This window comes from Marinobacter sp. es.042, assembly GCF_900188315.1.
Taxonomy (GTDB): Bacteria; Pseudomonadota; Gammaproteobacteria; order Pseudomonadales; family Oleiphilaceae; genus Marinobacter.
Genome location: NZ_LT897781.1, coordinates 401668 through 416007 on the forward strand (window position 1 = coordinate 401668; position 14340 = coordinate 416007).

Consider the following 14340-nt stretch of genomic DNA (forward strand, 5'->3'; position numbering starts at 1 on the left):
TTAGTTTGGTTAGCGGGCGGCTTTCAAGGCATTTGAAATCGCCTCGGCTTCAGCTTCAAGTACCTGACTTCGAAGGCTGTTTCCCTGTTGCAGTGCCTGCTCGATCTGCTTGCGCTTCATGTCGTACAGCCTGCTCAGAATCTCTGCCTGGCTTTGTCTGATCGGTGCATTCATGGCGGACCTCCCCATAGTGACACCTGTCGGTATTCTTTACGTTTAAGGCCGAACATTGGCCTTGATTGGAAACCGATGCATAACCCGGGCCATGCAGGACCGACCGGACATTACCTGACAAAGCGAGAGCGGTAGGCACCGGGTGAAAGCCCGGTATGCTTGCGGAACAGACGCGTGAACGAACTCACGTCTTCGTATCCCACCAACTGGGTGATTTCATCAATCGGTAACCGCGATTTCTCCAAATGCTGGCGTGCCACCTCAATCCGTAGAAGTTGCAGATACCCGGTGGGCGTGTCACCAGTGGCTGCCTTGAATCGGCGAATCAGAGAACGCTCGGTGAGTCCGCTGAGTGAAGCCAGGCGTTGCAGGGTAACAGGTTTGCGGTAATGACTGTCCAGCCAGTCCTGCAGCTTCAGAATAGCTGCGTCAGAATGGTAGCGGCGCGCCTGCAGGGCGCTGTAAGGCGCCTGACTCGTCCGCCCCGCATCAATCACAAACGCCTTCGCCAGCTCCCGCGCCACCTGAGCCCCCGCGTAACGCTCGACAAGATAGATCCCCAGATCCCACCAGGCCATGCCGCCCCCGGCACAGGCAACGTCACCATCCACCGTTACCAGCTTGTCCGGCTGAAGGTTCACCGCCGGAAAGCGCTGGCGGAACTGATGGCTGAAGCCCCAATGCGTCGTCGCCTGACGACCATCCAGCAGCCCCGCCTCGGCCAGCATGAACGCACCGGTACAGTTACTGGCTACCCGGACCTGCCCGGCGTCTGAAGACCGAAATTCGCTCAGCCAATCAATAAGCTCCGAATTCCCGGCCAGAACGACTTCGATAGGGCCACCAATAGTCGGTATCACCACCAGATCGCTGTCGTTGCCACCCGGTAACAAATCGTTCCAGGCTCCGTCTGGCTGAATGGTCAGTCCGTTAATGCAACGGCAGGGCGCTCCGTCCTTCGTCAGAAGCCGGGTTGTGAACCGGGGTGTCGGGGCTTCATCGTTAATCCGCGCCCAGGTAACGCCGGCAAGACGGAAAAGATCAATAATGCCAGTGATAGCGCTGGCTAAAGCGCCATCAAAACCGATAACAGAGACCGTTCGCATACATTCTCCAAATTAGGCCACCAGTGGCAATATTGACCATAATTATGTCATAAACGCCGGTTTCCAGAAAAAACCAGTTGTGAGAGGCTATCGACAACAAACAGGAGACCAAGCATGACCGACACCCTGATCGACCGCCGCGACCTGGCGTTCCAGCTCTACGAAGTTCTCGATACCGAAAACCTCACCACCCGCGAGCGCTTCAGCGAACACAACCGCGACACCTTCGATGCCGTCATTGAAACCGCAGACAAGATGGCCCGGGAAAAGTTTGCCACCCATAACAGCGCCGCCGACAAGGACGAACCAAAGTTCGTCAACGGCCAGGTCGAGATGCTGCCGCAGGTGAAGGAAGCCTTCGACGCCTATGCGCAAGCCGGCTTTATTGCAGGACGTTACGACTATGAATTGGGTGGCATGCAGTTGCCTGAATCGGTCATGGCCGCCTGCAACGGTTTCTTCACAGCTGCCAACCCTGGTACCGCCGGCTACCCGTTTCTGACCACAGCTGCCGCCAACCTCATCCGGGTTTTCGGCAACGAACAGCAGAAAACCACCTTCCTTCCGAACATGCTCAGCGGTCGATTCAGCGGCACCATGGCCCTGACCGAGCCTCACGCCGGCTCCTCCCTCGCGGATATCCGGACATCGGCATCGCCCACAGATGAAGGGCACTACCTGATCAAGGGCGCGAAGATTTATATCTCCGGTGGCGAGCAGTCCATCACTGACAACATCGTTCACATGGTGCTGGCCAAGATCAAAGGGGCGCCGGCGGGCGTGAAAGGTATCTCCCTGTTTATCGTGCCCAAGTTTCTGGTGGATGACGAAGGCAATCCCACTGAACGCAATGGCGTCAGCCTCGCTGGCCTGATTCACAAGCTCGGCTACCGTGGCACCACCTCCACCGCCCTGAGCTTCGGTGATGATGCTCCCTGTCACGGCTATCTGGTTGGCGAGCCCCACCAGGGCCTGAAGTATATGTTCCAGATGATGAACGAGGCGCGGGTAGGTGTGGGTTTCGGCGCCGCCGTGATCGGGTATCGCGGGTACATGCACAGCCTCGAATACGCCAAAGATCGCCTACAGGGCCGTAAGGCCAGCGAGAAGAATCCGGAAAGCCCGCAGGTGCCGATTATTGATCACGCCGATGTCCGTCGCATGCTGCTGGCCCAGAAAGCCTACAGTGAGGGAGGCCTGGCTTTGTGCCTCTACGGCGCCCGACTGATGGATGACCAGCACACCCATCCCGATGAGCAGAAACGCCAGGAAGCCGGAAAGCTGCTGGACCTGCTCACTCCGGTGATCAAAGCATGGCCTTCCGAATACGGCCCCAAGGCTAACGACCTGGCTATCCAGGTTTACGGCGGTGCCGGTTATACCCGAGAGTATCCGGTAGAGCAGTGCTGGCGTGACAACCGCCTGAACCCGATTCACGAAGGCACCAACGGTATCCAGGCCATGGACCTGCTGGGCCGTAAGATCTGGCAGGATCAGAGCCACGGTTTGCAGCTGCTCATGCAGGAGATGCAGGTGGATCTGCAGGCAGCCACCACCGATCGTTGCCAGCAATGGGCCCTGTCCCTGAGTGAAACCCTGCAGCAGGCAGTGAAGGTTACCCAAAGCCTGGGTAAATCCCTGATGGAAGGCGATCCCGACAAAACCCTGGCCAATGCCTCGTGCTACCTGCACCTGTTCGGGCACATTATGGTGGCCTGGATGTGGCTGCGTCAGGCCAATGCGGCCTCCCATGCCCTGGGTTCCGCGAATACCGATGATGAACGCAATTTCTACCAGGGCAAACTGCAGGCGGCCCAGTACTTCTTCCACTGGGAATTGCCAACCGTGGCTCAGGATCTGGTTCTGCTGCGCAATCAGGACGATACCTGCCTGAACATGAAATCGGAGTGGTTCTGATGGCTCTGGTAAATGTTGAGAAGAAAAACCACATCTTGCTGATCGGGCTAAACCGCCCTGAAAAAATGAACGCCATGAACCGCGAGATGTACCACCAGATCGCGGCAGCCTATTACAAGCTCGAGAACGACCCGGAGCTACGGGTCGGGCTGATGTACGCCGAGGGCGACCACTTCACCAGCGGCTTGCAACTAGACGACTGGGCAGGCGTGTTCGCTAACGGGAAGGGCATCGAGCCGGGTGAAGGCGAACTGGATCCGTTTCACATCACTGGCAAGGCTCTGAGCAAACCGGTGGTCTTTGCGGCACAGGGCATCTGCTTCACCTGCGGCGTTGAGATGATGCTCAACACAGACGTGCGCGTCGCTGCGAAAGGAACGCGCTTCGCCCAACTGGAAGTGAAGCGGGGCATCTTCGCCTGTGGTGGTGCCACGATCCGCCTGCAACGGGAAATTGGCTGGGGTAATGCCCAGCGATACCTGCTGACCGGCGATGAGTGGACCGCCGATCAGGCGTATCAGTGGGGTTTGATCCAGGAACTGGTGGAACCCGGCGAGCAGTTCAACGTCGCGTTGGAAATTGCCGAGAAAATTGCCAGGGCGGCGCCACTGGGTGTCCAGGGCAGTCTTAAATCCTCAAAAATTGCTGTCAGCGAAGGGCAGGAGGCTGCGAAGCAGCGTTTGTTCCCGGACCTTCAGCCGGTTATGGCCAGTGAGGATGTAAAGGAGGGAATTCAGTCATTCCTGGAACGTCGAGAGGCCGCTTTCAAAGGTAAGTAACGGCTCAGCTTGGTCAGAAATCACGGGTTTTAGCGCTTATAAAGAAACCTGACTATATCGCCAGAGCTCAGGGCAGCTGACCGGGGTCTTCCTTCCGGGAGTGTGAGCAGCAAGGATGCTGCGATCAAGCCCCCATGGATGGGTTCACGGCGTCTCCCGGAAGGAAGACGCCGGTCGGCCGCCTGCACTCGAGCCTGAAGGTTGGGGCCCGAGCTGGCAGGCGGCAATATTCAGGCAGCCTCGGAATTCGCGAATTCTCGGCGAGCTTTCGCTTCAGCAGCTACCTCAGCAGCGTAGTCCGCATACCTGGCCATCAGCTCCTCTTTCCGGTCCGGATCCCAGTTGATTTTGCTCAGATCTCCCTCGTAGTGATCAATCACACGCTTATCCATGGTTTCATACCACCACTGGGGCAGATAGGCCGGCAGAAGCATCGAGGCATAACCACCTGGTAATTGTGGAGCCTTCTCGAAATGCCGCAAAGCCTGGTAACTGCGCTGCGGATGCGCGTGATGGTCTGAATGCCGCTGGAGCTGATACAGGAACAGATTGGTCACAATGTGATTGCTGTTCCAGCTGTGCTCTGGTTGGGTGCGCTCATACTTGCCGTTCTTGTCTTTCTGGCGCAACAGGCCGTAGTGCTCGATGTAGTTCACACTCTCGAGCAAACTGGCACCGTAAACCGCCTGGGCCGCCAGAAACGGAACCGCCCTCGGGCCGCAAACCAGCGTTGTGGCGCCAAAGAACCCGGCGCTCATGGCCCATCCCTGCAGCAGCTCGTTGTCCAGGCTCCAGAAGCTCTTGCCCTTGCGGGCAAGCCTCGCCTTCTCGATCTTGATGGATGATTTGATACCACCGAGCACCGTGCGTGGCAGGAATTTCCAGAAACTCTCGCCCATACGGCTGCTGGCAGGATCCTCCGGCGTGGCTACCCGCTTGTGATGACCAAAGTTGTGCTCAACAACGAAGTGGGTGTAGCCGGTGGGCGCCAGGGCTGCCATGGCCAGCAGCTTGTTCAGTCTGTTGGATTTGTGGCCGAGCTCATGGGCGGTATTGATCCCGACGCCATTGATAGCGCCAACCGTCAGCGTGAGCCCTATCTTGTCATCCAGGGGTGTGTTTTTGCGGCTGGCAAGCCAGGCACCCATGAAGGTCATGGCGTACTGGGTCGGAATAAATGCTTTCACAATCCGGTCGTAGTACTTGTCCTGCTCGAGTGTCTTCACCGCCGATTCCGGTGGATTGCTCTTATCCTCGCCGATAGCCCGATCCAGGGCAGGAATGATGCCGTGTACCAGCGCCGGGCCAGTCCATGCCAGGGCTTTCAGTTTTTTTGGAGCCAGGGCATAGCCGGTCAGTGCGGCCAGCCCGATTCCTGGCAGTGCGGGACCGAGTAGCCACATGTAACGCTTCGGGTCTTTCCAGTTGCCAGAGGCGTCTTTTGCAGCGGGCGCCGAGATTTTGTGTGATTGCAGGTTATCCGGGGTTTTGGCGTTCATTGTTGTCTCCCTTGCAGTGCGCGTACCTGCAATTTATGTCGGACAATCCAACAATGCAACGGGCGTCGACAGCTGTCTGGAACCTTGGCTCAAAATGACAATTACCATTTCTTTGGCAGAAAGCCGGTTTCTGGACCAAACTCATCTGAACAACAAGAGTCTGATCACAAGGAAGAATCAGCCATGCCCAATCCGTCGTCTGCGACCGCCTCATATTCTGTTCAGGGAATCATTCGGGAGTACTTGTCTTCCGGCAGGCTTACCGAAGTTGTTTACCGTGACAGCGCCGGTCAGATTTGTCTGGTTCATGATGTTATTCGCGATCTTTTCAGTCGCGCCGGGCAGGATTTTCTGCTGCTCGGGCGCGGAACCATGCTCCCGTTCGATCACGTTATTACCATCGATGGCCAGTTGCTCTCGGACAGTGCCGGTTAACGAAAGGGTAATGGGCCGGTAATTGCCCCGGGGCCAACCGCGCCGTACCCTGTGCACCGTTGTAAATGCTTACCAACAGAGGGATATGGTATGAACAAGCTCACACTGAGTGCACTTTTGATGGTTCTGACGCTCGGCCTTGCAGCCTGCAGTTCGGAAGACAACGAAGGCGTGGATGTCGAGCAGGCTGCGGATAACGCCGGAGAGATGATGGAAGACGCGGCGGATTCCACCGAGGAAACCCTGGAAGAAGCCACCGGCCAGGATGAAAGTGCCATGGGCGAGTTGCAGGAAGGCGCAGAGGAAGCTGGTGATGCCATGACTGATGCCGCCGAAGAAGCCGGCGATTCCATTGAAGAAGGCTACGAAGAAGCCACCCAGCAGTAACCGGGTGGGCTGACCGCTTCGCAGCAACAGTCTTTGCGAGGCGGTCGGTGTTCCAGTGGCCGCCCTTGTAAAGCAATGTTAACGAATTTGTCTTTTAAACTTACCCTTACTGTCATATTTCCCGCCGAAACTGTCCTCTCAACAACATCGACCCGCTGTTCTTCGAGAGAGGCAAAAACATGGCTAAGCACGACCTTGATCCCAATTACCTGGATCCCAACTACGAGCCGGTAGTTAACCACACTGAAAACACCCCCTTCCACCAGGTCCTTGCCGCTCGCATGCAGCGCCGTACCGTGATGAAAGGCAGCGTTGGTGCTGCCCTTGCCAGTGTGATGGGACTGGGCCTGGCAGGTTGTGGCAGCGACAGCAACGACGGCACCACCAGCAGCAATGTTTCAAGTACCGATATCGGCTTCAAGGCGGTACCGACATCAACGGCCAACGAGGTGGTTGTTCCGGAAGGCTACTCCTCCGAAACATTCCTCCCCTGGGGCACTCCTATCACCGGGTCTTATCCTGCTTACAAGCCGGATGGCACGAACACCGGTGCGGAGCAGGAACAACAGATGGGCATGCACCACGACGGCGTGCACTTCTTCCCGATTGACCAGAAGGCTGGCGGCAACAGCTCAACCGAAGGCCTTCTGGTGATGAACCATGAGTACATCAATCAGGGCGCTCTGCATGCCAATGGTGCCACCAAGGCATCGGATAACGGTGGCGTACGTCCGGCGGATGAAGTCCGTAAGGAAATCGCAGCACACGGTGTTTCCGTGGTTCACATCAAACGTGACACCAACGGCAAGTGGGACATTGTCTTTGGCAGTCCCTTCAACCGTCGGATCACCGGCAATACCGAAATGGACATTCGGGGTCCGGTTCGTGGCTACAGCAAGCTGATCACCAAATACAGCCCGGACGCCACCGAGACCCGCGGCACGCTTAACAACTGTGCGATGGGGCCGACACCCTGGGGCACTTACCTGGCTGCTGAGGAAAACTGGCACGGCTACTTTGCAAACAGCGACGCCACGCAGCCCCGGGAGCAGACCCGCCATGGTGTTGGAAGCTCCAGCCGTTATGACTGGGAACTGGCTGATAGTGGTGAGGATCAGTACGTTCGACTCAATGTAAGCTCTATCGGCGCATCCGCTGCCGATGATTACCGAAATGAAGCCAATACCTATGGCTACATGGTCGAGATTGATCCCTTTACCCCGGAAAGCAAGCCGCAGAAGCGCACTGCCCTGGGTCGTTTCGGTCATGAGGGTGTCATCTTCGCGCCGGCCAAGGAAGGCGAGCCGGTGGTATGTTACTCGGGCGATGACTCCCGTTTCGAGTACATCTACAAGTTTGTATCGTCGAAGCCTTACTATGCCGCCACAGCCGGTGGATACCTCCTCGACGAAGGCACTCTGTATGTAGCCCGCTTCAATGACGACGGCTCCGGCGACTGGTTGTCGCTGGACCTCAATGATGCTGAATTCAAGGCCAAGGTTGATGCTGCCGTGGGTACGACCGTTGGCGACATTGCCTTCGACGGCTTCGAGAACCAGGCTGACGTTCTCCTGAATACACGCCTGGCTGCCGATATCGCGGGTGCAACCCCGATGGACCGTCCGGAATGGGGTGCGGTTGACCCGAATTCAGGCCAGGTTTATTTCACCCTGACCAACAATTCCCGTCGTACTGAAGATCAGGTTAACGCGGCCAACCCCAACGCGAATAACCGTACAGGTCATATCATCCGCTGGAGCGAGGAGGGTAATGATCACACCGCGACCAGTTTCGACTGGGACATTTTCGTCTTTGCCGGTGAGCAGGGTACGGAAACCGTAGTGGGTGACGAAGTTATCGTTTCGCTGACCGACGACAATATCTTCAACAGCCCGGATGGCCTCTGGTTCGACTACAACGGTCGTCTCTGGATCCAGACCGATGGCTCCGACGCTGCACCCTACCAGAACAACATGATGCTGGCTGCCAATCCGGAGACTCGCGAAATCAAGCGTTTCTTCGTAGGTCCCCAGGGTTGTGAGGTGACGGGGGTTGTTTCCACGCCGGATGTGAAAACCATGTTCGTCAACATCCAGCATCCGGAAGGTAACTGGCCGGACTCCAGTGATCCTCGCCCCCGCGATGCAACCGTGATCGTTACCAAGGACGACGGTGGCGTGATCGGCGCCTGAGCCAACGCCAAAGTAGTCATCTGAACACCGCAAACCCGGCCCACTCGGTTACAGAGTGAGTCGGGTTTGCGGTTTTTTGTTTCAGAAACGCTATTCCCCGCCGATAGGGTTATTAAATACACTAAAGTATGAGTTATAAACTCATGTCAATTCTTTAGTCTCCACAATGGCCTTTAATAACAAGATGCTTGCAGAAACAACAAAAAAGAAGAGGTTTCCATGGGGTTACTGGATAGGGCTTCAGTTTTATGGGGGATGGCGGTTGCCGGACTTCTTGCAGTCGTCTGCGCAGCGGTGGCGCCGTTGCTAGGTCTTGAAATTACCTCAATGCTCATCGGGCTTGTCGTAGGTCTCGTTGCTGCCGGCGGGTTCATGATTGTTCGTGTCCTGGAGCCGACTGAGCGTGGCCTCAAGGCCTTGAATAACGGCACCCTGGCTGAAGATCATCCACTGCATGCGCAATGTCATCAGTTGCTAGCTGATGCGAGGGCGGGGCGCGCGCTCGTCGAAACGCTTTCCGGTAGCGCTGACAGGAACGCGATTTCCGCCGCCCAGGTGTCTTTCGCGGCCGACCAGTTGAAGCTGCGGCTGGATCGCCAGGTTGAAGAAACTGCACAAATGGCCGATTACGCGGGGCAGATTACCGAAACCGTGCGGGAATCCTCGGAGCAGGCCACCGATGCAGCCACCATGGCGCTGCAGAACAAACAGGTAAGCACCGAGGGTCGTGAAGCCCTGATCTCCGCCATCGACAGTGTTAGGGAGGTGCACCAGCAGTCCGGGGAAAACCTGCGGCTGATCCAGGAGCTGAACGAGAAGTCCAACAAGATCCAGGGTGTGACCACCACCATCCAGGGTATCGCTGAACAGACCAATCTGCTTGCACTCAATGCCGCCATTGAGGCGGCGAGGGCTGGTGACCAGGGGCGCGGGTTCGCGGTCGTCGCCGATGAAGTACGCCAGCTCGCTGGTCGGACTGCCCAGGCAACCGGTGAAGTTGCAGAAACCCTGGAGGAAATACGCTCGGACACTACGCTGATCGTTTCCCGTATTGAAGACCTGGCCCGCAGCATCGAGGCGGGGCTGACTTCTGTGGAGAGCGTTGGAGAGAGGTTGGAACAGATCAGCGATCAGTCGGAACGTGTACAGCAGCAGGTTGCACGGATAGCCGAGATTGACCAGAACAACGAGCAGAGTCTGGCCCAGGTTTTCTCCGCGATTGAAACCGTGCGCGACCAGATCTCCGAGAGTGATACCAGCGTTTCATCGCTTGCGGAGCAGGCGGCTACGCTGATGGAGCTTGCAGAGAAAGCTAACGCGTCATTCGCATTGAACAGCGAAGCCAGTTATCACCGGCCGTTCTTCGATCAGGCCCGGGCCGGCGCGGACCAGATTGGTCAGATGTTCGAGCAGGCCATCCGCGACGGCAAACTCTCCGAAAGCGCGCTGTTCGACAAGTCCCGTACGCCGATCCCGAATACTCATCCGCCAAAGTACTCCAGCACCTTTGACAAGTTTACCGACCAATATCTGCCTGCTATTCAGGAGCAGGTGAAAAATGCTCACGAGGCCATTGTCTTTGCCATTGCCGCTGCCCCCGACGGATACGTGCCCACCCACAACCGCGATTTCGCCCACGCGCCAACAGGCGATCCCAAGGTGGATCTGGTCAAGAGCAGGAGCAAGCGGCTGTTCAACGACCGTACCGGTATTCGCTGTGGCCAGCATACCGAGACCATGCTCTTGCAAACCTACCGTCGGGATACCGGCGAAATCATGCATGACCTCTCCGTACCAATCTATGTGAATGGCAAACACTGGGGTGGGTTCCGTTTGGGTTATCGTCCGGACAATCACTGACCGCCCGCGGATTTCCGGCGATGGGCGCTGTGGTAGACTCCGGTTAATCGTCAAATAGGAGACCTGCTTTGACTGAACCGGAGTTTATTCCTGCCGACGCGGACCCCGCGTCCCGTCGCTCAGAGCCTGCCCGGAACCTGGCGGTAGTAGTCTACATCCTTCAGGCGCTTTCATTCTTTGTTGGAGGCATTACCGGTCTGGTGGGCGTGATCATCAATTACGTCAAACTGGATGACGTGCGTAATACCTGGGTGGAAAGGCATTTCCGCTGGCAGATTCGTACGTTCTGGATAGGCCTGCTCTGGACCGTGATCGGTATTGTTACCACGCCACTGATCATAGGCTGGTTTATTCTTCTCGGTATTTCGATCTGGATTATCTACCGGATTGTAAAGGGGGCGCTCGCTCTGAACGATGGCAAGGCGCCCTCCTGACTGCGCGCCTCGATCAGTCCTCCGTAACTTCTTTGAGTCGTATCGCACTGAACATCCCGGCCAGGCCCATCAGGCCGAGAACCATAATGACCGCGACTGGGGAGATCATTGATACCAGAGCGGTCAGGCCGCCTGTGACAAGCAGCAAAACGCCAATGACCGTGTTGCTCACGGCAGTGTAATCGGTGCGCTTGTTGCCCCCGGCCATATCCACCAGATAGGTTTTGCGCCCCAGCCTGACGCCAGCATGTGCGATGCTGAGCACGAAGAAAGCCACCGGATAAAACCACACGCTGCCCAGGTCTTGCCCCAGGGTAAGTGCTGCAGTGCCGACGATCAGGCAGGTGCCACTGGCCATTGCCGCGCCACGGATCATCACCCTCCGGCTGGACGTGTCCGCCGCCCAGCCCCAGAAACTGGCACTCAGGGAACTTGCGAGACTGCTGGCGAGCAGGAAAATGCCCAGCATCCAGCCGATATCCGACTCCTTTTGTGCCAGGACCACGAAATAGGGAGATGCCAGGGCAGAGCAGAGAAGCAGGGCCCGGGTGATCACGAAATGTCGGAAGGGAACATCATCGCGGAGCAGAGAAAGGCTCTGAAACGCCTCGTTGATGGCGTTTCCACCGCCACCGGTTTCGCCTTCATGCTCCTGAACTCCGGCAAACAGAAAACCGGCAATTACCCAGAGTGCCCCTGCCAGAAGCAGCAACACGGTGTAGAAGGCAATCGTGGGGTCGCCACGTTCCCAGAATAAAAGGCCGGTTAAAACGACGGTTGCCGTGCCACCGATGGTGGACGCCAGTCCGCCAAGCCTTCCCCGGCGGGTCTTGGGAATGCATTTGCCCTGAACGTCTTTCATGGAGACGGAGCAAAAGCCGCGGGCCAGGGAAAACACAATGAGAGCGGCAATGATCCCGAAGCCGGCTGCATAACCCTCGAAGAACCAGACACTGGCTGCCATCGCCACCACGCTGGCGGCCTGTCCGAAACTGCCCAACGTCCAGAACCACTTGCGAACCGGTTTGCGGCGCACCCAGGCCGCGATGACCATTTGTGGAACGAGAGAGCCGGATTCGCGGATCGGAACCAGCCAGGCCACCAGGGCGGGAGCACCTATGGTACTCATCAACCAGGCCAGCACGGTTTTCGGGCTGATCAGCAGATCGCCCAGCTTGGTCAGTACGTTACTGGCGAGAATGAGGAAAAAATTGCGGGGTACCTCGCGACAGGCCTCCTCAGGAATATCCTTGCAGACCCGGGCATCTTCTTCGTTGGCAATCAGGCCATAAAGTTGTTCGATGGTGTCCTTTCTGCTCTCAGGCAAACCGCTATCCTCCGAAAAATGTGTCGAAAGGATACCAGTGTGGCGCGGTATCCTTAAGTCCGGATTACGGCAACTGCGAGCGATCAGACCAGATGGTGGTCCCAGTGAACGGATAGATCTGCGAGTTCTCTGGCGGGTTTGCCGGCGCCGAGCCGGATAAGTTTTCCCCGTCCAGAGGAAACAAGAAAATCCCCTCCGGCAAGGGTCTGGATGCCCGCGCAATCGGCGATGTGTGCGCGGCTGACCAGCTCACCGGTCTTGCCCCGAAAGATAATGGCCGTTCCACCAATCGGCGAAGCCGCAGCCACGAGGTCGTTTTCCGGATGCGCAACCACGCTGGAAATATAGTTGGCCAACGCTGTCCGGGTGTCCTCATCGAACCGGTACTCCCGCAAAGTTCCCTCTTCAAGACGTGCCAACAAAGGCGGCGTTTCGTAGAGTGGGCCCTGGTGCTGATAGGCCACATACACGCGGCCATCGCCGCTGACGCTGACATGGCGGGCGCTTTGCTGATGATGAGGCGGCCTGAAACGGCCAACGATTTTGCCGGAGTGACGATTCACAAGTACCAGGGCTGGATCCATGGTGTCCAGATTCAGTTTCATGCGGTCGTAATCCGGGTGAGTGAGGATGCCTCCGAGACCGATCACCAGGGTTTCGCCGTCGGGGTGCAAGGTCAGCTCATGGGGGCCGATTCCCGCCAGATCAAAGGTTTTTGTCCGCCGATAACCCTTTTCGGCATCGTAGACTGCGATGATCCCCGCGCCCTGATCGTACCGGCTGGCGGTGACGTAGAGGCGTCGGCCATCGGTCGAGAACACACCGTGGCCAACAAAGTGTTCGCCCGGCTCGGCTGAAATATGGTGTTTCCGGGCACCTGTAGTGCTATCGAAAACGTAGAATGACCAACCCGGGCGGCGCTCGAAAAACAGGGTCTCTTGCTGGTGCGGTCGGTTGCAGCCGCTATGGCAGCGGGAATCGACAGGCGCCTGCCACACTATCCGGCCGTTGCGGTTGAATGCGCTGACTCCAAAACTGCCATCCGGGAACCCGACGGCGCCGGCATAGCCATCAGGTTGGACTGACGCTTTTCGGGGCAGCAGGGAACAGCCGGTCAGGCCCACGGCAACGCCGCCGGCAATGGACACCTTGAGAAGGGCTCTCCGGTTCAAAAGCATAGGATCAGGTTCCTCAGTCGCCATCGCTCGAGTTGAAGCCTCGTACTACGCCAAGTGCCACTGCCGCCTGGTCATTCACCAGCGTGGTCAACTGGGAAATATCAACGTAAAGGCTCTGCAGAGCCCGGAACTGGTCTTCTTCTTTCAAAGCCGTTGCCAGGGGTAGGTGGGCTCCGGGAAAGTTCTGCTGAACCTCGTTGAATTGTTTGCGAATGCGGTCTGCCAGGTCGGACGCCCCCTTTGCTTCCAGCGAAATTTCGAGCCCTGGTAAAAAGTACCGGTTCAGGCCGTCGACAGTCGCCGCGACAGTCTGCAGGCTTTTGCCGCTGCGCCAGGCGTCCGCGATGTAAGGATTGCGTTTGTTACTGCCGCGAAGACCCATGGGTTGGGCCAGCCTTCTTTCTTCCAGAATTTCCAGTGTTGCCATACCCGCTCGGATAGTGGTGTCGAAGTACTGCTCGGTCTCCAGATAGTGCGGTCTGAAAGCCTGCCAGCCAGCCATCAATGCGTCACTGTTGCTTTTCAAGTGTCCCGCGACGTTCGTTAGCAGCTCGCAGGTCCGGGCGACTGGGAGTGAAGTTTCCCCGGCATTGAACTCTTGGTCGAACAGCAGATATTCGATCATCGGGAAGCCTTGCACAGCGACACCGGACTGATTGATCACGCTCGCGGTGATCGGTTCGTCGTTTCCGATCAGGTAAGCCGCTTTCCGTGCGATCAGATTCTTCGGATCCGGCCAGAACTGGAACTGCCAGGAAAGGTTGTTGTTTTCGACCGGGCCGAAATCGACTAAGCGCACCTTCTGCCAGGCCAGGAAGGCATTCAGCCAGGCGGCTTCCACGTGTTCCCGGCTTCCCTCGGCTGGATTCTGGCAGTAGTCACGGGCGGATTCAGCCAGCTCTCCCGCTTCTGTGGTCAACGATTGATAGCCGGTCGCAATGCCTTCATACCACTGCTGGCGGGCCTGGGTGTTGGCATCGCTTGCCCACGCCAGGGGCGAGGTTAGAGCCAGGATAGATGTGCACAGCAGTCTGGTGATCCCTTGCATGACT

At 57.4% G+C, this 14340-nt stretch carries 13 protein-coding genes; 7 read left to right on the forward strand and 6 right to left on the reverse strand.

All coding sequences use genetic code 11. The features are described from left to right. Positions 1-9: 9 nt before the first annotated feature. Positions 10-174, reverse strand: coding sequence for a hypothetical protein (locus CFB02_RS18145; protein ID WP_014577861.1), 165 nt, complete (start codon positions 172-174; stop codon positions 10-12). A 110-nt stretch (positions 175-284) separates the two neighbouring features. Further along, positions 285-1280, reverse strand: a complete 996-nt coding sequence (locus tag CFB02_RS02070; protein ID WP_088556669.1) for a GlxA family transcriptional regulator — start codon at positions 1278-1280, stop codon at positions 285-287. 114 nt (positions 1281-1394) lie between these two features. On the opposite strand from CFB02_RS02070, the gene CFB02_RS02075 reads away from it, so the two are divergent. After that, a complete protein-coding gene (locus tag CFB02_RS02075; RefSeq protein ID WP_088556670.1) occupies positions 1395-3197 on the forward strand; it encodes an acyl-CoA dehydrogenase in 1803 nt (600 codons plus the stop codon). Then, a complete protein-coding gene (locus CFB02_RS02080) occupies positions 3197-3976 on the forward strand; it encodes a crotonase/enoyl-CoA hydratase family protein (RefSeq protein ID WP_088556671.1) in 780 nt (259 codons plus the stop codon). The genes CFB02_RS02075 and CFB02_RS02080 overlap by 1 nt, the downstream gene beginning before the upstream one ends. A 230-nt stretch (positions 3977-4206) precedes the next feature. On the opposite strand, the gene CFB02_RS02085 is transcribed toward CFB02_RS02080, so the two are convergent. Continuing rightward, positions 4207-5475, reverse strand: a complete 1269-nt coding sequence (locus CFB02_RS02085) for an alkane 1-monooxygenase (RefSeq protein ID WP_088556672.1) — start codon at positions 5473-5475, stop codon at positions 4207-4209. Positions 5476-5658: 183 nt separating this feature from the next. Between CFB02_RS02085 and CFB02_RS02090 the strand changes: the two genes are divergently transcribed. The 5 genes from CFB02_RS02090 (at position 5659) to CFB02_RS02110 (ending at position 10783) form a co-directional block, all read left to right on the forward strand. After that, positions 5659-5910: a hypothetical protein gene (locus tag CFB02_RS02090; RefSeq protein ID WP_041645413.1), complete on the forward strand. Its 252-nt coding sequence runs from the start codon at positions 5659-5661 to the stop codon at positions 5908-5910. A 90-nt stretch (positions 5911-6000) separates the two neighbouring features. Then, complete coding sequence (locus CFB02_RS02095) at positions 6001-6297, forward strand: hypothetical protein (protein ID WP_088556673.1); 297 nt, start codon at positions 6001-6003, stop codon at positions 6295-6297. Positions 6298-6476: 179 nt separating this feature from the next. After that, entirely contained in the window at positions 6477-8489 is a 2013-nt protein-coding gene (locus CFB02_RS02100; protein WP_088556674.1) for a PhoX family protein, read from the forward strand. A gap of 219 nt (positions 8490-8708) precedes the next feature. Further along, positions 8709-10349: a methyl-accepting chemotaxis protein gene (locus CFB02_RS02105; RefSeq protein ID WP_088556675.1), complete on the forward strand. Its 1641-nt coding sequence runs from the start codon at positions 8709-8711 to the stop codon at positions 10347-10349. A 68-nt stretch (positions 10350-10417) separates the two neighbouring features. Then, a complete protein-coding gene (locus CFB02_RS02110) occupies positions 10418-10783 on the forward strand; it encodes a DUF4870 family protein (protein WP_088556676.1) in 366 nt (121 codons plus the stop codon). 13 nt (positions 10784-10796) lie between these two features. Here the strand turns inward: CFB02_RS02110 and CFB02_RS02115 are convergent, their stop codons facing one another. The 3 genes from CFB02_RS02115 to CFB02_RS02125 all read right to left on the reverse strand — a co-directional run bounded on the left by CFB02_RS02115 (position 10797) and on the right by CFB02_RS02125 (position 14336). Further along, entirely contained in the window at positions 10797-12110 is a 1314-nt protein-coding gene (locus CFB02_RS02115) for an MFS transporter (protein WP_088556677.1), read from the reverse strand. Between the two features lie 83 nt (positions 12111-12193). Continuing rightward, entirely contained in the window at positions 12194-13288 is a 1095-nt protein-coding gene (locus tag CFB02_RS02120; RefSeq protein ID WP_088556678.1) for a DUF1513 domain-containing protein, read from the reverse strand. Between the two features lie 13 nt (positions 13289-13301). Beyond that, positions 13302-14336 (reverse strand): imelysin family protein, encoded by a 1035-nt coding sequence (locus CFB02_RS02125; protein WP_088556679.1) that lies wholly within the window; start codon positions 14334-14336, stop codon positions 13302-13304. Positions 14337-14340: the final 4 nt, after the last annotated feature.